Annotated in this window: 19 protein-coding genes; 17 read left to right on the top strand and 2 right to left on the bottom strand. The window is 42.1% G+C overall.

Annotated features, from left to right (window positions below):
* Positions 1-4 precede the first annotated feature (4 nt).
* The 12 genes from murD (at position 5) to mutT (ending at position 14958) form a co-directional block, all read left to right on the top strand.
* On the top strand, positions 5-1309 hold the full coding sequence (gene murD / locus ABWV72_RS03800; protein WP_353368806.1) for a UDP-N-acetylmuramoyl-L-alanine--D-glutamate ligase: 1305 nt from the start codon (positions 5-7) through the stop codon (positions 1307-1309).
* 20 nt (positions 1310-1329) lie between these two features.
* A complete protein-coding gene (ftsW, locus tag ABWV72_RS03795; protein WP_353368804.1) occupies positions 1330-2604 on the top strand; it encodes a cell division protein FtsW in 1275 nt (424 codons plus the stop codon).
* On the top strand, positions 2601-3689 hold the full coding sequence (gene murG, locus ABWV72_RS03790) for an undecaprenyldiphospho-muramoylpentapeptide beta-N-acetylglucosaminyltransferase (protein ID WP_353368802.1): 1089 nt from the start codon (positions 2601-2603) through the stop codon (positions 3687-3689). Before ftsW ends, murG begins: the two co-directional genes overlap by 4 nt.
* A complete protein-coding gene (gene murC, locus ABWV72_RS03785) occupies positions 3686-5140 on the top strand; it encodes a UDP-N-acetylmuramate--L-alanine ligase (RefSeq protein WP_342806948.1) in 1455 nt (484 codons plus the stop codon). The genes murG and murC overlap by 4 nt, the downstream gene beginning before the upstream one ends.
* Complete coding sequence (locus tag ABWV72_RS03780) at positions 5137-6084, top strand: D-alanine--D-alanine ligase (RefSeq protein WP_353368800.1); 948 nt, start codon at positions 5137-5139, stop codon at positions 6082-6084. Before murC ends, ABWV72_RS03780 begins: the two co-directional genes overlap by 4 nt.
* Positions 6084-6830 (top strand): cell division protein FtsQ/DivIB, encoded by a 747-nt coding sequence (locus ABWV72_RS03775; RefSeq protein WP_303500508.1) that lies wholly within the window; start codon positions 6084-6086, stop codon positions 6828-6830. The genes ABWV72_RS03780 and ABWV72_RS03775 overlap by 1 nt, the downstream gene beginning before the upstream one ends.
* A gap of 21 nt (positions 6831-6851) precedes the next feature.
* Entirely contained in the window at positions 6852-8081 is a 1230-nt protein-coding gene (gene ftsA / locus ABWV72_RS03770) for a cell division protein FtsA (RefSeq protein WP_216046934.1), read from the top strand.
* An 84-nt stretch (positions 8082-8165) separates the two neighbouring features.
* Positions 8166-9332, top strand: coding sequence for a cell division protein FtsZ (gene ftsZ, locus ABWV72_RS03765; protein ID WP_216046933.1), 1167 nt, complete (start codon positions 8166-8168; stop codon positions 9330-9332).
* Positions 9333-9600: 268 nt separating this feature from the next.
* The gene (lpxC, locus tag ABWV72_RS03760; protein ID WP_216046932.1) at positions 9601-10515 is read left to right on the top strand and encodes a UDP-3-O-acyl-N-acetylglucosamine deacetylase; all 915 of its coding nucleotides are present in this window, start codon (positions 9601-9603) and stop codon (positions 10513-10515) included.
* 286 nt (positions 10516-10801) lie between these two features.
* Positions 10802-11704, top strand: coding sequence for a peptidoglycan DD-metalloendopeptidase family protein (locus ABWV72_RS03755; protein WP_353368796.1), 903 nt, complete (start codon positions 10802-10804; stop codon positions 11702-11704).
* An 87-nt stretch (positions 11705-11791) separates the two neighbouring features.
* Positions 11792-14512, top strand: a complete 2721-nt coding sequence (gene secA / locus ABWV72_RS03750) for a preprotein translocase subunit SecA (RefSeq protein ID WP_353368794.1) — start codon at positions 11792-11794, stop codon at positions 14510-14512.
* Between the two features lie 56 nt (positions 14513-14568).
* On the top strand, positions 14569-14958 hold the full coding sequence (gene mutT / locus ABWV72_RS03745; protein ID WP_353368792.1) for an 8-oxo-dGTP diphosphatase MutT: 390 nt from the start codon (positions 14569-14571) through the stop codon (positions 14956-14958).
* Here mutT and ABWV72_RS03740 read toward each other — a convergent pair.
* Complete coding sequence (locus ABWV72_RS03740; protein WP_353368790.1) at positions 14930-15583, bottom strand: hypothetical protein; 654 nt, start codon at positions 15581-15583, stop codon at positions 14930-14932. The genes mutT and ABWV72_RS03740 overlap by 29 nt on opposite strands.
* Positions 15584-15700: 117 nt before the next feature.
* Positions 15701-17164: a sensor domain-containing diguanylate cyclase gene (locus tag ABWV72_RS03735; protein ID WP_353368788.1), complete on the bottom strand. Its 1464-nt coding sequence runs from the start codon at positions 17162-17164 to the stop codon at positions 15701-15703.
* A 362-nt stretch (positions 17165-17526) separates the two neighbouring features.
* Between ABWV72_RS03735 and ABWV72_RS03730 the strand changes: the two genes are divergently transcribed.
* Genes ABWV72_RS03730 through rlmD form a run of 5 tightly spaced genes read left to right on the top strand, consistent with a single transcriptional unit; the run spans position 17527 to position 21115 of the window.
* Complete coding sequence (locus ABWV72_RS03730; protein WP_252728775.1) at positions 17527-17805, top strand: hypothetical protein; 279 nt, start codon at positions 17527-17529, stop codon at positions 17803-17805.
* Between the two features lie 11 nt (positions 17806-17816).
* Complete coding sequence (recO, locus tag ABWV72_RS03725) at positions 17817-18545, top strand: DNA repair protein RecO (RefSeq protein WP_252728773.1); 729 nt, start codon at positions 17817-17819, stop codon at positions 18543-18545.
* A complete protein-coding gene (pdxJ, locus tag ABWV72_RS03720) occupies positions 18542-19273 on the top strand; it encodes a pyridoxine 5'-phosphate synthase (protein ID WP_216046926.1) in 732 nt (243 codons plus the stop codon). The genes recO and pdxJ overlap by 4 nt, the downstream gene beginning before the upstream one ends.
* Position 19274: 1 nt before the next feature.
* Complete coding sequence (gene acpS / locus ABWV72_RS03715; RefSeq protein WP_216046925.1) at positions 19275-19658, top strand: holo-ACP synthase; 384 nt, start codon at positions 19275-19277, stop codon at positions 19656-19658.
* A 2-nt stretch (positions 19659-19660) separates the two neighbouring features.
* Positions 19661-21115 (top strand): 23S rRNA (uracil(1939)-C(5))-methyltransferase RlmD, encoded by a 1455-nt coding sequence (gene rlmD / locus ABWV72_RS03710; protein WP_353368785.1) that lies wholly within the window; start codon positions 19661-19663, stop codon positions 21113-21115.
* Positions 21116-21127 lie beyond the last annotated feature (12 nt).

The following is a 21127-nucleotide window of genomic DNA, read 5'->3' as shown; positions in this document are numbered from 1 at the left end:
CATTATGCAAACCCCTGATTTGAAAAACATGCAGGTTGTTGTGGTTGGTTTAGGACTGACCGGCAAGTCTTGCGTGAAATTTTTACAGGGGCAAGGGGCGAATGTAATCGGCATGGATCGTAATCCTGTTGAAATGCCAGTTGGGGTAAAAACACTCAGCGGTGATTTCAGTCAAGAGGTCTTACTCAATGCCGATTTGGTCGTATTGAGTCCAGGGGTTAATCCAAATGGTAGTGTCTTCCAAAACGTGCAAAAAGCGGGCGTGGAGGTGATAGGTGATGTGGAATTATTCGCTCGCTTTAATACTACTCCAGTCATTGCTATTACCGGTTCTAATGGAAAATCGACAGTAACTTGTTTGGTTAATGAAATGCTTAACTGTGCGGGTATGAAAGCGCAAATGGGCGGAAATATAGGCACTCCGGTGTTGGACTTACTCAATACTGATGCCGATTATTTAGTACTCGAATTGTCCAGTTTTCAGCTTGAATTATTGCAATCATTAACCCCAGTTTGCGCAACCATTTTGAATGTGAGTGAAGATCACATTGATCGTCATCAAACATTTTTGGCTTATACCGACGCCAAACAGCGTGTTTATCGCAACGCTGAATATACTATCGCCAACCGTGATGATGTTAAAACTTGGCCAAAAAATTATGTGACCACAACCAGTTTCGGCTTGAGCCTCTCTCCTGTAGGAATTAGCTGGGACGCGACAACGGAAATGATTTTAGTCGATGGTGAAGGGTTTATTTCTGCACAACAGTGCGCTTTGCAGGGGCTGCATAATATTTTAAATATTCAAGCCGCTATCGCCTGTGTTATTCCACTTGGTGTTGAACAGCCTGCAATAACTAAAGCGGTAAGCTTATTTACTGGTTTAGCACACAGATTTGAAGTGGTCAGCGAACAGCACAATGTACGTTGGATAAATGATTCAAAAGCCACCAATATTGGGGCCACTATTGCTGCTTTACAAAGCCTTAAAAATAGAGGCGCGAGTAAACTTATATTGATTGCTGGTGGCGATGGTAAAAAAGCCGATTTCACACAGCTACAACCAATGTTGCTAGATGATGTAGATTTATTAATAACCTTAGGTAAAGACGGTAGGGAAATAGCGTCGTTAAAACCGGGCAGTATTGAAGTGGCCGATTTGATGGAAGCGGTTACCTTTGCAAACGGTATCGTAGAAAGTGGGGATATCGTTTTATTGTCCCCAGCTTGTGCAAGTTTGGATATGTTTGACAACTATCAACATCGCGGTGATGTTTTCAAACAAGCTGTTTTGGAGGTCGCTCAATGACTCAAAGCAGGACAACCACTATGAGCACGCAAAGTGATTCGCTATTGCGCAGCATGTTTTCTCAACGCCATGATGGAAAGCAAGTCAGTGGCAGTGTGTTTGATGTTAACTTTATTTTGATCAGTATCGCGTTAATGGCGATTGGTTTAGTGATTGTTACCTCTGCTTCTATGCCGGTGGCTGCGCGACTATTTGATAATCCATTTCATTTTGCGATTCGCCACGGTATCTATTTGTGCTTGGCCTGTGTTGCAGCATGTATTGTGATGCAAATTCCAATGCAATGGTGGCGAGTAAGCAATCCTTGGCTTCTTTTATTAGCCGTAGTGTTGTTGATTTCGGTGCTCTTTGTTGGCCGCACAGTAAACGGCAGTCGTCGCTGGTTGGCGATAGGCCCCATCACTATTCAAGTGGCTGAGTTAGCAAAGTTATTCTTCTTCTGTTATTTGGCTGGCTACATGGTGCGCAGATACGAAGAAGTAACCGAAAATCTCAAAGGCTTTATTAAGCCGCTAGCGGTGTTTTTTGTGTTGGCTTTATTAATTCTATTGCAACCGGATTTAGGCACCGTTGTGGTGATGTTTGCCACCACTCTTGGATTATTGTTTTTAGCGGGTGCAAAACTTTGGCAGTTTTTCGGCTTGGTATTCACTGGATTATCAGCGATTACGGCCTTGATTTTGACCGCAGATTATCGAATGGAGCGAATGAGTTCGTTCTTGAAACCTTGGGATGATCCCTTTGGTGCTGGTTATCAATTAACCCAGTCATTAATGGCTTACGGAAGAGGTGACTGGTTTGGTCAAGGATTAGGAAATAGTCTTCAAAAGCTCGAATTTTTGCCGGAAGCTCATACCGATTTTATTGTGGCGATACTCGCCGAGGAGTTCGGCTTTTTGGGCGTCGCATGTGTTTTAGGCTTGTTATTTTTTTTGGTCTTCAAAGCCCTAAAATTAGGTAATTTAGCGTTGCTTGCAGAACGTCCATTTGAAGGTTATTTAGCCTATGCCATCGGCATTTGGTTTAGTTTTCAAACGGCGGTCAATGTTGGTGCTAGTGCTGGCATACTTCCTACCAAAGGTTTGACTCTACCACTGGTCAGTTACGGCGGTTCAAGCTTAATTGTAATGGCTGTCGCGGTAGCGATTTTAATTCGAATTGATTTTGAAATCCGGGTTGATGGTGTTCAAGCCATGAGCAAGGGGACAAAGAAAAAAGCCAGTAAGGGTAAGTCTAAAGTGAAAAAAATGCTTGCTGAAGCAGCCCAGAAAAATAGTGAGGCCGTGGCAGAATGAATGACATGAGCAGAACTATTTTGATTATGGCTGGCGGCACGGGAGGACATGTTTTCCCAGGCATAGCGGTGGCAAAAGAATTACAACAACGTAATTGGCAAATCCATTGGTTAGGCACAACTGCTCGTATGGAAGCTGATATTGTTCCTAAAGCTGGTTTCGACATCAGTTTTATTGATGTGGCGGGTGTTCGCGGTAATGGAATCGTACGTTTGTTAAAAGCTCCGTTTCAAGTGATTCATTCGGTTTGGCAAGCTTTAGCTGTGATCAAACAAGTTAAACCTGATGTGGTATTGGGCATGGGTGGTTTTGCTAGCGGCCCTGGCGGTATTGCGGCGTGGATTCGTGGAGTGCCTTTGGTTGTTCATGAACAAAATGCGTTGCCAGGTTTAACCAATAAAGTATTGGCTAAGTTCGCTGCCCGCGTATTGACCGGCTTTAATCAGGCATTTGGAAAGCAGTCTGAAAACAAATATAGCTGGGTGGGTAATCCGGTGAGAAGTGATTTTGCCGACCTACCTGCTAAGCAGCTCAGTGATGATAAATGCAATATTCTTATTGTTGGTGGTTCGTTGGGCGCCAGTGCCCTTAATAGCTATGTTCCGCCCGCTTTATCTGGTATTGCCAACGCACAAGTACGTCATCAAACGGGCAAAGGACAGCAACAGATAGTTGCTGATACCTATCAAAAGTTATGGCCTGACAGCACGAATTGGCAAGTCATGGAATTTATCGATGATATGGCTCAGGCCTATGCATGGGCAGATGTGGTCATCTGTCGAGCGGGGGCGTTAACCGTTGCTGAAGTCGCAATGGTTGGCGTGGCAGCTATATTTGTTCCTCTTCCACATGCTGTGGATGACCATCAAACAATGAATGCAAGGGCATTAGTGGATCATCATGCAGCCGTTTTATTACCTCAACCTCAATTAGAAGAAGGTGGTTTGAAAGTTATTATTCAACAACTTGTTAACGACGCACAAAGTCGAATTAATATGGGCCAAAAAGCCAAATCTTTAGCTAAACCTCTAGCCACCAAAACGGTTAGTGACATCTGTGAATCGTTGGCAGGAGTGGCGTCATGATTAAGCCTGATAAAGCTAACTACCACGTACCGGAAATGCGTCGCATTAAACAAATTCATTTTATCGGAATTGGCGGAGCGGGTATGGGCGGTATAGCCGAAGTTTTGTTAAATGAAGGTTACGCAATTTCAGGTTCGGACCAACAAAATAATGGTATGACCCAGCGTTTGCAAAGCAAAGGTGCCAAGGTCTTTATTGGTCACCGTGAAGAAAACATTAAAAATGCCAATGTGGTGGTAGTGTCCAGTGCGATTGATCATACCAATCCGGAAATTATCGCTGCTAAAGAAGCAAGAGTACCTGTTATTCGTCGAGCTGAAATGTTAGCGGAACTAATGCGCTTTAGACATGGCATTGCGGTTGCGGGAACCCATGGGAAGACCACAACTACCAGTTTACTGGCGACAATCTTTGCTCAAGCCGAATTAGATCCTACATTTGTGATAGGTGGTCTATTAAACAGTGCTGGCACAAATGCCAAATTAGGTAGCAGCCGGTATTTGATTGCTGAAGCGGATGAAAGCGACGCATCTTTTGTGCATCTGCAGCCAATGGTATCCATAGTGACCAATATTGAACCTGATCATATGGAAACTTATGACGGTGATTTCCAGCGGATGCAAGACACCTATTTGGATTTTTTGCACAACTTACCCTTCTATGGTTTGGCGGTAATGTGTATAGATGATCCTGTAGTTCAAGCACTATTGCCACGTGTGGGACGTAAAGTAATGACCTACGGTATAGACGAGCAAGCTGATGTGCGCGCGGTCAATATTGAGATGGGCTTCAATCAAAGTCGTTTTACCGCGCAGCGCTCAGGACGTTCGGATTTGCAGGTGACCTTAAATATTGCCGGCAAACATAATATTTTAAATGCGTTATCGGCCATTGCTGTCGCCACAGATGAAGGCGTTGAAGATCAGGCTATTGTCGATGCGTTAGGTGCTTTTGAAGGAATTGGTCGTCGTTTCGAACAACTAGGTTGTTTCGACACCGGAGAGGGCGAAGTGATTTTGGTTGATGATTATGGTCATCATCCTACGGAAGTGGCAGCGACCATTGCAGTTGCTCGTAATAACTGGCCTGATAAGCGATTAGTGATGGCCTATCAGCCCCATCGATTTACTCGTACTCGTGACTTATATGAAGACTTCGTGCGGGTGCTATCACAAGTTGACTGTTTGTTATTACTCGAAGTGTATTCTGCTGGAGAAGCGGCGATTGAAGGTGCTGATAGCAAGGCTTTATGTCGCTCTATAAGACAACGTGGGCAAATCGAGCCAATTTATGTGGCGAACAAAGATGAGTTGCCCAAATTACTTTCAGAAGCGTTAAGAGATCAAGATGTTTTGATGACGCAAGGAGCTGGAAATATTGGCCAGATTGCCAAATATTTGCAGTCGATTGAATTAAGCAAAGAACGAATGAATACAGGGTTTGCCGAATGACACTTGGATTAAACATTGATGTAAAACAGTTTGGTAAAGTGGCCGTCTTATTTGGTGGTCATTCAGCCGAACGCGAAGTTTCTTTGCGTTCCGGAAATGCTGTTCTTAAAGCGCTGCAAAGTGCTGGCGTCGATGCTCATAAATTTGATCCTGCTGAACATCTGATAACAGAGCTTGTGGAACAAGAATTTAAGCGTGTGTTAATTATGCTGCACGGTCGTGGCGGCGAAGATGGCAGCATGCAAGGGGCGTTACAAGTTCTGCAATTGCCTTACACTGGCAGTGGGGTGTTAGGTTCTGCCCTAGCAATGGACAAAATTAAAACTAAACAAATTTGGCAAACATTGGGCTTACCAACCGCAAATTATCAGATTGCTGAGAAAAGTAGCTTTGATGCAGGATCTTGCAGGGTTATAATGCAAGAGTTGGGGGACACAGTCATGGTTAAGCCTGCGCAGGAAGGTTCCAGCATAGGTATGACCAAAGTGACGAATGCTGCACAATTAGACGCTGCCATTCAAGACGCATTTAAATACGATAATAGCGTCTTGCTAGAGCGCTTCATTCATGGTCCAGAATACACAGTTACTATTTTAAATGGTAAAGCTTTGCCATCAATTCGTATGTCTACCCCACATACTTTTTATGATTATGACGCAAAGTATCATTCTGATTCTACAGAATATTTTTGTCCTAGTGGGTTATCTATTGATGATGAAAATAGGCTTGGTGAGCTAGCTCTCCAAGCCTTCGATGCTGTGTCAGGTATCGGTTGGGGACGGATTGATTTTATGCGTGACCAAAGTGGGCAGTTTTATTTATTGGAGGCCAATACTGTACCAGGCATGACTGAAAAAAGTTTAGTGCCAATGGCAGCGAAACAGGCAGGAATGACCTTTGAGCAATTAGTGTTGGCAATATTGCAAACGGCGGATCAGCACTAGTGCAACAATTAGCCGACAATAGCCAGACTAATCGCCGCTATCAATTAGCTGGCATGGTCTTTTTGGCAGTTGTTTTGCTCAGTCTAGTTTATGCCATTTGGTGGTTAGACAATTGGTTGGAAGATGCGCAAAGAGCACCAATAAACCAGGTTATTGTTAGTGGAAAAAGAGTAAATATTAAAGATGAGCTGATCGAAAATACCATTCGTTCAAAACATCCTGAAAGTTTTTTCGAAGTAGATGTGGATCGCCTTCATCGGGAAATTGAAGCTTTACCTTGGGTTCATCGCGCATCCGTTCGCAAGCGTTGGCCGAATAGCTTGAATATTCATGTAGTGGAAGAGATCGCCAGTGCAAGATGGAATCGCGATTCGCTATTGAATCAATACGGTGAAATGTTTGATGCGCAGTTACCAGATGCAATGTTGCCTGCTTTGTTCGGTCCCGGTGGCAGTGAGCAAACAGCATTGGATGGTTATCGTGATATGCAAACTTTACTTAACTCAGCCAGTTTGAGTATTGATGAATTATATCTAAGTGAGCGTTTTGCATGGAACTTACGTCTAAAAAATGGCATTCGACTTAACCTCGGACGCTCAGAATATGTAGATAGATTGCAACGTTTTGTCGACGTTTATCCACTGCTTAAAAAGCAAGATAAACAAGTAGATTACATTGACTTGCGCTACGACACGGGTTTAGCCGTGGGATGGAAAAGCGCATCAACAAATGAACAAGAGAGTTAGTTAAAGTGGGTAGCAAATAATATGTCTAAGGTGGCAGAAAGAAATCTAATCGTTGGCTTAGACATGGGCACAAGTAAAGTGAAAGCTGTGGTCGGAGAGATTCTTGACGACGGTGATATCAGCATTGTCGGTGTTGGCACTCATTCAGCCAAAGGTATGGATAAAGGTGGCGTCAACGACTTGAACTTGCTTGTACAGTCTGTGCAACGAGCTGTAGGCGAAATGGAGTTGATGGCTGATTGTCGCGTATCTTCTGTGTTTATGTCGATATCTGGTCGTCATGTGAAGTGTCAAAACGAAAGCGGCATGGTACCGATTAATAATCAGGAAGTGACCCAAGATGATGTTGACAACGTCGTACATGCGGCTCGTTCAGTGCCTATTGCATTAGAGCGTCGTTTGTTACATGTGCTTCCTCAGGAGTACACCATCGATGTGCAAGAAGGGATAAAAAACCCTATTGGTATGTCTGGTGTTCGAATGGAAGCCAGAGCACACATTATTACTTGTGCTGATGATATGGCGAAGAATTTAGTCAAATGTGTTGAGCGCTGTGAACTCAATGCAGATCAAATGATATTTTCAGCATTGGCCTCGAGTTACGCAGTTTTAACTGATGATGAAAAAGAATTGGGTGTTTGTGTTGTTGATATCGGTGGTGGAACCATAGACATGGTGGTGTACACCGATGGTGCTATTCGTCATACCGCGGTTATACCGGTGGCAGGAAATCAAATCACTAGTGATATCGCTAAGATATTTAGAACCCCGATTAATCATGCTGAAGAGATAAAAATTAACTATGCCTGCGCGCTGCGCGACATGGTGAGTATGGAAGAACAAATACAAGTGCCAAGTGTCGGTGGGCGTCCATCAAGAATGATGTCTAGACACACTTTGGCTGAGGTGATTGAGCCTCGTTATCAAGAATTGTTTGAATTGATCCATGAAGAGATCAAAGCCAGTGGGTTGGAAGAGCAAATTGCCGCTGGAATAGTGTTAACTGGCGGCTCGGCCAAAATGGAAGGTGCCGTTGAATTTGCTGAAGAATTGTTTCAAATGCCAGTTCGAGTTGGAGAACCCATTGGCATGAAAGGATTATCTGAATACGTTGAAGATGCGAGTTTCGCAACTGCAGTGGGATTATTGCAATATGGCAAAGAATCCATGCAATCGAAATCTGCGCAAAAAGCCGGCTCCAGTGAAGGATTATGGCATCGTGTTCAAAGTTGGTTTAAGGGGGAATTCTGAGGATGGAAATATCTCGGGATCTTAAAAAATTGAACGTGGGTGTTAACGGCTCATGTTTTATCGCGCAAAAATCGGAGAAAAATAATGTTTGAATTAATGGATAGTCACAGCGAAGAAGCTGTCATCAAGGTTATCGGCGTCGGTGGCGGCGGTGGCAATGCAATTGAGCACATGGTTTCGCAAAGTATTGAAGGTGTAGAGTTTATTGCGGTAAACACTGACGCCCAAGTTTTGCGCAGTTCATCTGCCAACCTCACTTTACAAATCGGTTCAGGTGTCACTAAGGGTCTAGGCGCTGGCGCTAATCCAAATATAGGTCGCCAAGCTGCAGAAGAAGACCGAGAAAACATTCGTCAAGCTCTTGAAGGTGCTGACATGGTATTTATTACCGCTGGAATGGGCGGCGGAACAGGAACTGGTGCTGCACCAGAAGTGGCTAAAGTGGCTAAAGAATTAGGCATTTTGACAGTTGCAGTTGTGACCAAGCCGTTTCCTTTTGAAGGTAAAAAACGTACTGAGTTTGCTGATCAGGGTATTGAAGAGTTATCAAAATACGTTGATTCTTTAATTACGATTCCTAACGAAAAGTTATTGAAAGTAATGGGACGTGGCACGCCATTGCTTAAAGCATTTAGCGAAGCCAATGATGTGTTACGTGGTGCGGTTCAGGGGATTGCCGAGCTAATTACGCGCCCAGGTTTGATAAACGTTGACTTTGCAGACGTGAAAACTGTGATGTCTGAAATGGGTACAGCGATGATGGGAAGTGGCTCTGCTAAAGGTGAAGACCGTGCAGAAGAGGCATCTGAAGCGGCTATTGCTTGTCCATTGTTGGAAGATATCGATCTATCTGGTGCCCGCGGTATTTTGGTTAATATCACTGCTGGTCCTGACTTTGCGATTGATGAGTTTGAAACAGTTGGTAATGCAGTTAAAGCCTTTGCCTCTGAAAATGCGACCGTCGTAGTAGGTACCGTTATTGATATGGATATGAGTGATGAATTACGTGTAACTGTTGTGGCTACAGGCATTGGTGCAGAACGTAAACCAGATATCTCATTGGTTAGCAGTCAAGGCTCACGGGTATCAGCGGAAGCAAAACAATTCAAATTACAGCCTGATGGCGGTGATCGAATTGGTAATACAGCCACTGATATGAATAAAGCTGTCGCAACCGAAGAAAAAACGGAAGCCAATACTGATTATGAGTATTTGGACATTCCTGCATTTTTACGCAAGCAGGCAGACTGATTTTTCGCCGAATTTGAATTTTTTGGCGAATTAGTGGTCATAGCTAGATAGATAATTACGAATTTTTGAAAGCTTAAAAAACGCGAAGGGTTATACTGTGCTTGGTCATAAGGTGATAAATGTCGATTGTGAAAATGACAATATTACTGACTAGATGTGAAAGTGCGGTTTAACCAATATGACAGAATTTTGACATTAGACCAGTTGGTCAGTATAATACGCGCCGGTTTTTAGCTGAATTAATGTTTTTGGGATAGGCAACAGTTAGATGATAAAGCAACGCACAATCAAACATGCTGTGCAAGAAACAGGGATAGGTCTGCACAAAGGTGAAAAGGTCTCCATGACTCTCCGGCCTGCGCCGGCAAATACTGGTATTGTATTTCGCCGCATAGATCTTGAGCCCCATGTAGATATTCCTGCCAAAGCGAACGCTGTAGGCGACACAGTGCTGTGTACCTGTTTGAGTAATGAAAACGGGGTATCAATCTATACTGTTGAGCATTTATCCTCAGCTTTAGCTGGTTTAGGCATCGATAACATTATTGTTGAAGTAGACAGTAATGAACTTCCGATTATGGACGGCAGCGCGAGTCCGTTCATTTTCTTGCTGCAATCAGCGGGTATTGAAGAGCTAAATGCACCCAAAAAGTTCATTCGTATTATTAAACACATACGTGTTGAAGACGGCGATAAGTGGGCGGAGTTCCATCCTTACGATGGTTTCAGAGTGGATTTCAAAATTGATTTTGAACACCCTGTTATCAGTCAAACTCGTCAACACATAGTGATGGATTTTGATGCATCCTCATACGTTGATCAGGTAAGTCGAGCCAGGACCTTTGGTTTTATGCGCGACTTCGAATACATGAATGCCAATAACTTGGCCTTGGGCGGCAGCATGGAAAATGCAGTTGCTCTGGACGAATACCGAGTGCTGAATCCAGAAGGTTTACGTTATCAAGATGAGTTTTTAAAACATAAAATTCTTGATGCAGTAGGTGATTTATACCTAGGAGCTCACAGTATTGTTGGTGAATTGAAAGCATACAAATCAGGCCATGGTCTAAATAACAAGCTACTCAATGCGATGTTAAATGACCAGACTTGTTGGGAATATGTAACGTACGAAAATCAAGATGAAGTCCCCATTCATTTTGCATCTGCAGTTTTAGCAAATTAGCCATTAAACATCAAAATGCCGCATCTGCGGCATTTTTTAGTTTAGCATCTGGCTAAAAGAACAAAACACTTCATATAAATACCTTGATAACCTAATGTTCTACAAGGTATTGTTTGGGGTTAGAAAAAAACGAAATGCAGGTTGGCGAAAAATAACGAACAAAAAGCCAATGAAACTGTATGAAGAGTAATCGGTTGGATTGTTTCTAGATACCTATTAGAGCTATTAACCTAGGGCTAACAGGTTTAGTATCCATTCCAGCTAAATAATCACGAGAATACCTTACATGAGTTTAACACTACATTATAAAGGCAAATCGACGGAGTTTTCCTATCACATCGGAAAGCGGCGATTGGTTGTCGGCTTTGTTTTGGTATGCGGGCTGGTGATGCTTTCAAGTCGCACTAATCATAAGATTGATGAATCTCATGCTCGTATAGAGTATGCAAAAAGTGGCTTTATTGAGCAAAAACGAGACGTATCAGAGCTAAAATCAGCAACAGAACAACAATTAGCTGGCATTATGCTTAATTTGGCAGACGTGCAAAGCCAGATTCAACGTGTCAATGCGTTAGGGGCAAGGTTGGTAGAACAAGCTGGTTTAAATCAAGATGAGTTTGGGTTCCAAGAGTTGAGTAGTGTTGGTGGTCCAATCACCGATTCAGTTATTACTATTCAAGGCAGTAATGAGTTACTGGAGCGCATTGATTCGATGCTTGCAAGCTTAGATAGTAAAACTCAACAACTTGCAGCCCTTGAATCCATCATGATGAATCACCATATAGACGATCAGACTCATTTAGAAGGGCGTCCAATCACCTCAGGGTGGTTATCTTCATACTATGGTGTGCGGAAAGACCCATTTAGTGGCTTGCCGACAATGCATAAAGGTCTCGATTTTGCTGGCAAACAAGGTGACGCTGTTGTGTCTACCGGAGCTGGCTTAGTAACATGGGCGGGGGAGCGATATGGTTATGGTCAATTAGTTGAGATTGATCATGGCAATGGTCTTGTCACACGTTATGGTCACAATCAAGGCATAAGTGTTAAGATTGGGGATGTGGTAACCAAAGGCCAAGAAATAGCCCTTATGGGAAGTACCGGACGGTCAACAGGCGTTCATGTGCATTACGAAGTGATTAAAAATGGCAAGCAGCAAGATCCGCTGCCGTTTGTTTATCGAAAGTGATAAGTGATTTAACCACGTAAATTTGAAAATCGGCTCCATTGGGAGCCGATTGTTTTATCTCTCTATTAGATTGGAAGCTGTAAATCGATGTTTTCGAGTATATTCAGAAAAATTTTCGGTAGTCGTAATGACCGCCTGCTAAAAAAACTTAACAAACGTGTTGTCGAAATTAACGCCTTAGAGCCTGAGTTCGAAGCCTTGGATGATGAGCAGCTTAAAGCTAAAACGGTTGAGTTTAAGCAACGCATTCAAGATGGCGTTAGTCTAGATGACATCATGGTTGAAGCTTTTGCTGTTGTAAGAGAAGCCAGTAAACGGGTTTTCTCGATGCGTCATTTTGATGTGCAAATGGTCGGTGGCCAAGTGCTGCATGAAGGTAAAATTGCTGAGATGCGTACCGGTGAGGGTAAAACCCTTACTTCTACGTTGCCTGCTTATTTGAATGGTTTATCTGGTAAGGGCGTGCATGTTATTACCGTAAACGATTACTTGGCTAAACGTGATGCTGATTGGAGTCGTCCATTATTTGAATTCCTCGGTTTGACAGTGGGGTGTAATGTTCCTGGTATGTCTCATGCTGAGAAAAAAGAAGCCTACGCAGCGGATATTACTTACGGTACTAACAATGAATTTGGTTTCGATTATCTTCGCGACAATATGGCGTTTAGTCCCAATGACCGAGTGCAAAAGAAACTGTATTTTGCAGTAATAGATGAAGTTGATTCCATCCTGATTGATGAAGCCAGAACACCACTTATTATATCTGGTCAGGCGGAAGACAGTTCAGAGTTATATCGCCAAATTAACTTAATTATTCCACATTTAGTGCAGCAAGCTGACGAAGATAAAGAAGGCGATGAAGCGGGCCGTGAAGGTGAAGGTGATTTCACCATCGATGAAAAAGGTAAGCAAATTCACTTAACTGAACGTGGTCAGATTCACGTTGAAGAAATACTCAAAGAAAACGGTATCTTGCCGCAGGATGAATCATTATTCGCAGCTTCAAATATTTCTTTACTGCATCACGTTAATGCTGCTTTGAGAGCCCATAAATTATTTAATAAAGACGTTGACTACATAGTCAATGGCGACGAGATAGTCATTGTTGATGAACATACCGGCCGTACTATGGAAGGACGCCGTTGGTCAGAAGGTTTACATCAGGCTGTTGAAGCTAAAGAAGGTGTGAAAATTCAAAACGAAAACCAAACACTTGCATCAATAACGTTCCAGAACTACTTCCGACTTTATGAAAAACTGGCAGGTATGACGGGGACAGCTGATACTGAAGCATTTGAGTTTAACCATATTTATGGTTTGGAAACTGTGGTTATTCCAACCAACAAACCTATGCTTCGTGACGATAAAGCAGACTTAATTTACCTAACTGCCGAAGAGAAATACGAAGCGATAGTTGAAGACATAAAAGAATGTGTTAAACGTGGTCAACCAACTTTGGTGGGTACAGTTTCCATTGAAAATTCAGAGTTGCTTTCGCGAGTCTTGAAAAAAGCTAAGATTCCCCATGAAGTATTGAACGCCAAACAACATTTGCGTGAAGCCGATATTGTCGCACAGGCAGGTCGTCCTGGTGCGGTGACAATAGCGACTAACATGGCTGGTCGTGGTACAGATATAGTGTTAGGGGGTAACTGGCAATCTGAAGTTGCAAAAATACATGATCCTAAACCTGAAAAAGTAGCCAAAATCAAAGCTCAGTGGGAAGAAGATCACAAGAAAGTTATTGAAGCTGGTGGACTACATATCATAGGTACTGAGCGTCACGAATCAAGACGTATCGATAATCAGTTACGTGGTCGTTCTGGTCGTCAAGGTGACCCAGGCTCTTCTCGTTTCTATCTATCGTTAGAAGATGCACTGATGCGTATTTTTGCTTCTGAAAAAATGGGCAATATGATGAAACGCTTAGGCATGGAACACGGTGAGGCTATTGAACACCCTTGGGTGACTCGTGCCATCGAAAATGCGCAACGTAAGGTTGAAGGACGCAACTTCGATATGCGTAAACAGCTTTTAGAATATGATGATGTAGCCAATGATCAACGTAAAGTAATTTACGAACAACGTAATGAGTTGTTAGATGAAGGTGAAATCAGTGAAACCATTCAGGCAATCAGAGAAGATGTGGTCGATAGTGTTATTGACGACTACATACCGCCTCAATCTCTTGAAGAAATGTGGGATGTTGCCGGTTTAGAAGAGCGTATTCAAGGTGACTTTTTATTGGAATTACCCATCCAGAAGTGGTTAGATGAAGACGACAAATTATTCGAAGAAAAGCTACGTGAACGTATCCATGCTGGTGTAAATGACGCCTACAAAGAAAAAGAAGAGGCGGTTGGTGCAGATGTTATGCGTCAATTTGAAAAAGCGGTCATGTTGCAAAATCTGGATAGTTCGTGGAAGGAACATTTGGCTGCGATGGATCATTTACGCCAAGGTATTCATTTACGAGGTTATGCTCAAAAAAATCCAAAACAAGAATACAAGCGTGAATCTTTCCAACTATTTTCTGAGATGTTAGAGAATTTAAAAGTCGAAGTGATCAACATTCTTAGCAAGGTACGGGTTAAAGCCGAATCTGATGTTGAAGCAGTTGAAGAACAACGTAGGCAAGCCGATGAAGTTCAAAAGAGTTACGAACATGAATCGCCAAATGAGCCAGAGCAAAGTGCTAACGCTGGACCCACAACAACAGTCCGTGAAGGCGCTAAAGTTGGCCGTAATGATCCCTGTCCTTGTGGTTCAGGTAAAAAATACAAGCAATGTCACGGTAAACTAAGTTAACCTTATTTGAATATATAAAAAGGGCATTTTTGCCCTTTTTTTGTGGAAATAATCGAATGAAAATTGTAGACGTGGCGGTTGGCGTCATTAAACGGGATAATCTAATCTTTATTAGTAAGCGAGCGGACGATTTGCATCAAGGAGGGTTATGGGAGTTTCCTGGTGGCAAGATTGAAGCAAACGAAACCGTTGCGCAAGCCACAGCGCGCGAGTTACATGAAGAGGTGGGTATCGATGTGGTTTCGCAGTCTGAATTTATGTTCATTGAACATGATTACGGAGATAAACAAGTTCGTTTACATATTCAATTAGTTGAACAATTTAGCAATGAGCCCTGCGGAAAAGAAGGTCAACTAACTCAGTGGGTGGCTATTGATAGCCTTGCTAGCTTGACCTTTCCGGCAGCGAATCAAGCCATTATTGCGAAGCTTGAATCCGACTTTTAAGTTTATCTGCATAGTCTTTTTGTTTTATTACAGTCGCTAATTCTTGGTTGATTGAGCGAATTAAAATGATTAATTCTCTGTGTTCCTTGGTGTTGCTTTTGAGCAACTGATCAATTTGCGAAAGTTGATTCAAGCAACAGTCTTTCACATCCTGGTTATATTGTTTACCAAGGAATTCGACTAATTGCGCCGTGTCATTCCCTCTGGCGCTGAACGGTTGGTTTTTGGCTTCTTCAATCTGTTTACGTAATTCAGATGTGCGATCAACCACTTGATTGAGTAGAGATTTGGCTCTGTCTACCAGGTTTGGTTCCAACGCTTGAATTATCCCTTCGAGCTCAGTTAATTTTTCATCTTGATAATGGGTAATATTATTTTTAGCATAAACTTGGCGAGCATCGCGCAACCCTTGGTTGGCAATAATTAAGGTATCTAGATTTGCCATAGGGGCATTTCTGACTTCAGGGGTTAATAACAACAAGGCTTTATCGAGGGGGATTTGTGCTTGCGTAACAGTTGCTTCTCGGTACAACATTGCATCCGTTTTGGCTGGCTCTTGCTGGCAGCCTACTAATATTTGCAAACAACACAGTAAAACCACATTACACCAGATCGTTTTAACCACTCTACAGCCTTAAAAAATGAATAGTTTTAATTGCAAGGGAGTATAGCAAAGGGCTTAGGCAACTAATACTACTCAGATGAAGTGATCAGGTGAACTGCAGGCAGCCTAAGTCAAAGGTTATCCGTGGGCATAGGACTTTTGTGGATTACTACGTACGGGCTGTTTCACTGAGCATACTTTGTTACGCCCGCTATTTTTGGCATCATACAAAGCTGCGTCTGCACTGTCGATAAGTTGTGTTAAATTAGATGTCTCCGTATCTGCGCTTACCCCAAAACTAGCGGTAATTTGAATCACTTTTTTATCTGCAACAAAGATATGTTTGGCGATAACTGTTCGCGCCCTGTCTGCGATGTGATTAGCAATCGTAATATCCGCTGCAGGGAGCAGAATAACGAACTCTTCTCCGCCCCATCTAGCGACAATATCAATATCCCTTAGAAAAGACTGAAGTAAAGTGGCGACTTCGCACAATGCCTTATCACCAGCGCTATGACCGTAAGTATCGTTTATATCCTTAAAGTGATCTAAATCCACCATTATCACAGCAATGGATTTATTCATTCTGGCTACTTTTTCATAGTGCCAAGCTAAATGTGCCCTATTGGGAAGCTGAGTTAATGGATCTCTTTGATGGCGTTTTGCAAATTCACCTTGTAACGACTTGCCAATTAACCAAATAATTAAAATTGCAGTAAAAATTGCGATAGTGATGTAAACGGTTTGAATTGCAAAGTCTTCAGTTGCAGCAATCTGCCGAACTTTCAAAGGGTTGATTAAAAACATTTTCCAATTTAATGACTCGAAATCTGCTTCTGCAATGAGTAAGTCTTCTCCTGCTACTTCAACAAGATAATTGTTATAATGATTGATATTATTTCGTCTAGAAATAAAAGGGGCATACCAAGGAAGTTGATTTAGCTGCAAGATGCGCTTGCCGTCAGCTACCAAGTTTGTGTCAGAAGACAATACAATGTTGTCATTGTGATCAACAAAAACAAAATCGTAACCATATTGCCTTTTAAAATCGTCGAAGGCATTGATGAAAGTAGTTAATTTTTTGTTTAGCCCTATGAACCCAAGAAACTCACCTTCGTCATTATGTACTTTTACATCATAATAAATGCGTATATCTTGGCGATTGCCTAATATGCCGACGATTTTATGCTTGGTTTTTTTGGCGCGAAAATACCATTCAACTTTATTTTCGTCCAAAGCCAATGATGGACCATCGGAATTATATTGAGTTCGGTTGCTTTCGTTGGCAACAAAAAACTCCATTTTGAATTCTTTCGATAAATCTTTGAGCTTCTGTTCAATTGCAGTTTGATCGATAACTGTGTCATTCATCAACGTTTTCAGGCTTGATGCCCGCGCTATTGTTTCAGCGATAAACAAAGGTTTTACGATTTCTTCGGAGACTAAATTGAAGGCAGGTGTAAGGCTCTCTTGCTCCAATAGACTTTGAGTTTCTACTGACTTCAAAAGTGAAATAATTGCGCTTAGGGCCACTGCAAAAATGAATGCAACTATGGCAACTATAACTTTATTCTTGAAGTATCTTCGCCATTTTTGAACCATTACTTAAACCTATATTTACTGAGCGTAGGACTTTAACAAACCAGCCAATAAACACCATTCAACTTTAGTATAAAAATTAGGCGGAAAAAATACTAAGAAATCTCTTTGCGGTTACGTTTAGAGGCTAAAGGTCGTGCTAAATCAGGGGCTTGTTATCGGACAATATAATTTAGACTCAGGGGCTTAATCCGTAACTAGGAAGGAGGATTGTGCTTTATTGTCCATTTTCACACGGTAAATGTTATTATACAGAAGCTGCAACCATAGAAGAGATGAATAAAGAGGTAATATTTCGTCTTTAAGTATATTTACTTAGCTTTGGTTACCTTAAATTTACCTTAAACATTTAGACTAAGAAGATTATGGCCAAATCCAACATTTCCAAATTACTGGATAAACATGACAACTTGATTCATTCCGAGATGATGAAAGTAGTTTCTCATGTACAACGCAAAGATGAAGACTGGATCATGAATACAGTGATGGTTGAAGGACAAGACGTGCCTTTTAAATTTCGTCGTAAGAAACAATACAAAAACCTCAATGGTTGTCAGGTGAATCTTACTTATTACCCAATAGTTGAAACTGTTGCGGGAATAGAATTTGAAGCGATGAAAGTGGTTAGAATCAAAATAGCTTAGGAATTTTGGCGATGGCTGAGCACAATGCAATGCTCAATGGGTTAGTTCTTCATCGACGACAATATCGGGAAACCAGTTTTCTTGTAGATTTTTTCACTAAGCAACAGGGGCGTATCTCTGCCGTGTGCCGCGGAGTCAGAGGCGGTAAAAGCGCCAAGTCGAATGAAAAAAAGAGTCTTCTACAGCCATTCCAACCCCTGAGCCTAACGTTCAGTGGAAGGCATGAATTGAAAAACCTTGCACAAATTGAAGGAAATGGCAGAGCTTTTTTGTTGCAAGGTGCAGTATTATTTTCCGCAATGTATTTGAATGAACTGCTTAATCGAGTATTGCCAAAAGAAGTGTCATATCCTGAAGTGTTTGACCTTTATATGGCCAGCCTGCTTCGCCTTGCTAACAATGAATCAATTGAAGTTGTATTACGGGAATTTGAAATCAGTCTGATTCACAATATTGGTTACGGATTCGATTGGCAATCTGATTGTCATTCTGGCGACAAATTAGAACCCAATGGCTATTATAGTTTCATTAGTGATCGCGGTTTTTATCGTCTTAATCAGGTGGAGCAAACCGCTAATTGTTTTCTAGGAACAGATTTAGAAAATGTTGCTAGTTTTCAGTGGGACAAACAAAGTTTACTAGTTGCCAAGCGTGTTACACGGATGGCTTTTAAACCTATTATCGGTGATAAACCGTTAAAAAGCAGAGAGTTATTTATTAAATTGGAGCGAACTGAATGAGTGATATCTTCTTGGGTGTGAATATTGATCACATCGCCACATTGCGAAATGCGCGAGGAACCCAATATCCTGATCCTGTGCATGCCGCCGATATTGCAGAGCGCGCAGGCGCTGATGGGATCACAGTTCACTTGCGTGAAGACCGCCGGCACATTAAAGATCGCGATGTGAGACTGCTTCGAGAAACCATCAATACTCGCTTAAATTTAGAAATGGCAGTGACCGAAGAAATGCTCGCGATAGCTATCCAGACTAAACCAGAGTTTTGTTGCTTGGTGCCTGAAAAAAGACAGGAGCTTACCACTGAAGGTGGTTTAGATGTTGCGGGTAATCTCAGTAAATTAACAGAGGCTTGTTCGCGATTGGGCGAACAAAATATCCAAGTGTCGCTATTTATCGATGCGCAAAAGAATCAAATCGATGCTGCGCTAAAAGCGGGCGCGCCGTACATTGAAATACATACAGGTCAATATGCCGAGGCGACTACCGAAGCTCAAATGTTAGTAGAGTTGGAAAAGCTTAAAACTGGGATAAGTTACGCCCATTCTTTGGGATTAAAGGTTAACGCCGGTCACGGTTTGCATTATCACAACGTCAAACCGATTGCTGCATTGGATGAAATTATTGAATTGAATATAGGCCATGCGATTATTGCCCGTGCTGCGTTTGATGGATTAGCCACTGCGGTTGCCGATATGAAACGACTGATGTTAGAGGCGAGGGCATAAGTTGGCGGTTTTAGGTCTGGGTACAGACATTATAGAAATAGTGCGATTAGAGAAACAACTTGAAAAATCAGATCGATTGCCTTTACGTATTTTAACGTCCACTGAAATGCAGATTTATCGTGAACACCCTTATCCTTCACGATATTTAGCGAAGCGATTTGCCGCTAAAGAAGCGGCAGTTAAAGCCTTAGGTACGGGGATTGGGAATGGTGTGGGTTGGCAACAAATCGAAATTACCAGTGGTGAGTTGGGTGAACCTATAATTCGCTTTAGTGGACACTTTGCAAAATTGTGTGAGCAGCGTGGTATTGATAATGCCTTGGTGTCTATTTCAGATGAGCAGCACTATGCAATGGCCACAGTGATTTTGGAGCAGAGTAAATAACCATGGTTAACTTCTATTCACCGAAAAAGAACAAAAGTAGTGATGCTTCCAAGAGTCAGTTGATTGGTCGGCGTGTTATCGTGACGATTTCTCACTTAGATCATTTGGCCCAAGGTGTTAGTGCAGATCACGACCCGCTTATTTTTATCGAAGGTGTTTTACCTGGCGAAACCGTCGAAGTTGAAATAACAGAAGATCGTGGCAAAGTCTGTAATGCTCGTTTACTCAACATTCTTCAGCCATCGGAATTTAGACAGCTTCCTTTTTGTGAACATGTTGATGTCTGTGGTGGATGCCAAACCCAACATTGCCAAACCGATGCGATGTTGCAATTTAAGCAAGCCGCGATACAAAACCTAATCTTACACACCGCGTTGGATACTAATCAATCTTCGCCACCGGCGAAAAGGGTGCTTAGCAAAGCCACTCGCGGAGGCAAAAATAAAAAGATGCGCAAGTTCAGCGATAAACAATCCAATTTAGATTGGCAAGCTGCACTTCACTCTAGTCCAACGGGGTATCGACGTAAAACACGGTTGTCTGTCGATGCGAGAAATCCAGATGCGTTGAAGCTTGGTTTTCGAACCAAAGGCAGTAATAAAATATTTAGCTTGCAACAATGTCCTGTGCTTAACCAACAACTTGAGCAGTTGATTGAGCCATTACAACAAATGTTCGCTAAGTTGCAAACACCTTCAAATATAGGTCATGTTAGTCTGCTAAACTCTGATAATGGTGTACAAGTTTGTATCCGCACGATTCACTCCTTGAGTCACCAAGATTGTGCGTTATGTGCTGAGTTTGCTGAAAAATATGGTCTACAGTTAATTTTAGAAGATAAGCAAAACAGACAAGAGTTTGTTACCCAGCCCGATAAGCAGTTGGCTTATGAAATTAATCCTAAGTTGAGTCTGCAGATCCACAATGATGATTTTGTGCAGGTAAATCCGCAGGTTAATCAGAACATGATCAAGCAAGCAATGGATTGGCTAGAGTTAGACAAATCTGACGCTGTTTTGGATTTATTTTGTGGAATTGGTAATTTTAGCCTGCCCATTGCGGCTCAATGCGACCGTTTAGTTGGTGTCGAAGGTGTACCTAAAATGGTGCAAAGAGCCCAACATAATGCAACTATCAACAAACTCAATAATTGTCATTTCATTCATTCTGATTTGAATAGCACAAAATTATCTGAGCATGAGCAAATTGAAACCTGCAATAAAGTGTTACTTGATCCTGCCCGAGAAGGTGCACTGGCTGTTGTTAAACAGCTAGCTACTTTAAAGCCATCTCATATTCTTTATGTGTCCTGCAATCCTGCCACTTTCGCCCGTGATGCAGCACAATTAATTGAAAAAAATTATAGACTCGATAAATTATGTGTAATGGATATGTTTCCACAAACTGCACACACTGAATTGATGGCATTATTTGTGCCTCTGAATAAACGAAAGTAACTCTACTGGGCT

Origin of the sequence: Aliiglaciecola sp. NS0011-25 (genome assembly GCF_040370605.1) — a bacterium.
GTDB lineage: Bacteria > Pseudomonadota > Gammaproteobacteria > Enterobacterales > Alteromonadaceae > Aliiglaciecola > Aliiglaciecola lipolytica_A.
The sequence above is the reverse complement of the archived record's forward strand: the minus strand, read 5'-3'. Positions and strand labels throughout refer to the sequence as shown.

What these genes read in the sequence shown, in the direction of transcription:
- rlmD (WP_353368785.1), top strand. Translation starts at nt 19,661, where the DNA reads ATGGTTAACTTCTATTCACCGAAAAAGAACAAAAGTAGTGATGCTTCC.
- ABWV72_RS03755 (WP_353368796.1), top strand. Translation starts at nt 10,802, where the DNA reads ATGAGTTTAACACTACATTATAAAGGCAAATCGACGGAGTTTTCCTAT.
- pdxJ (WP_216046926.1), top strand. Translation starts at nt 18,542, where the DNA reads ATGAGTGATATCTTCTTGGGTGTGAATATTGATCACATCGCCACATTG.
- murD (WP_353368806.1), top strand. Translation starts at nt 5, where the DNA reads ATGCAAACCCCTGATTTGAAAAACATGCAGGTTGTTGTGGTTGGTTTA.
- ftsZ (WP_216046933.1), top strand. Translation starts at nt 8,166, where the DNA reads ATGTTTGAATTAATGGATAGTCACAGCGAAGAAGCTGTCATCAAGGTT.
- ABWV72_RS03730 (WP_252728775.1), top strand. Translation starts at nt 17,527, where the DNA reads ATGGCCAAATCCAACATTTCCAAATTACTGGATAAACATGACAACTTG.
- lpxC (WP_216046932.1), top strand. Translation starts at nt 9,601, where the DNA reads ATGATAAAGCAACGCACAATCAAACATGCTGTGCAAGAAACAGGGATA.
- secA (WP_353368794.1), top strand. Translation starts at nt 11,792, where the DNA reads ATGTTTTCGAGTATATTCAGAAAAATTTTCGGTAGTCGTAATGACCGC.
- murC (WP_342806948.1), top strand. Translation starts at nt 3,686, where the DNA reads ATGATTAAGCCTGATAAAGCTAACTACCACGTACCGGAAATGCGTCGC.
- murG (WP_353368802.1), top strand. Translation starts at nt 2,601, where the DNA reads ATGAATGACATGAGCAGAACTATTTTGATTATGGCTGGCGGCACGGGA.
- recO (WP_252728773.1), top strand. Translation starts at nt 17,817, where the DNA reads ATGGCTGAGCACAATGCAATGCTCAATGGGTTAGTTCTTCATCGACGA.
- ABWV72_RS03735 (WP_353368788.1), bottom strand. Translation starts at nt 17,164, where the DNA reads ATGGTTCAAAAATGGCGAAGATACTTCAAGAATAAAGTTATAGTTGCC.
- ftsA (WP_216046934.1), top strand. Translation starts at nt 6,852, where the DNA reads ATGTCTAAGGTGGCAGAAAGAAATCTAATCGTTGGCTTAGACATGGGC.
- ABWV72_RS03780 (WP_353368800.1), top strand. Translation starts at nt 5,137, where the DNA reads ATGACACTTGGATTAAACATTGATGTAAAACAGTTTGGTAAAGTGGCC.
- mutT (WP_353368792.1), top strand. Translation starts at nt 14,569, where the DNA reads ATGAAAATTGTAGACGTGGCGGTTGGCGTCATTAAACGGGATAATCTA.
- ftsW (WP_353368804.1), top strand. Translation starts at nt 1,330, where the DNA reads ATGAGCACGCAAAGTGATTCGCTATTGCGCAGCATGTTTTCTCAACGC.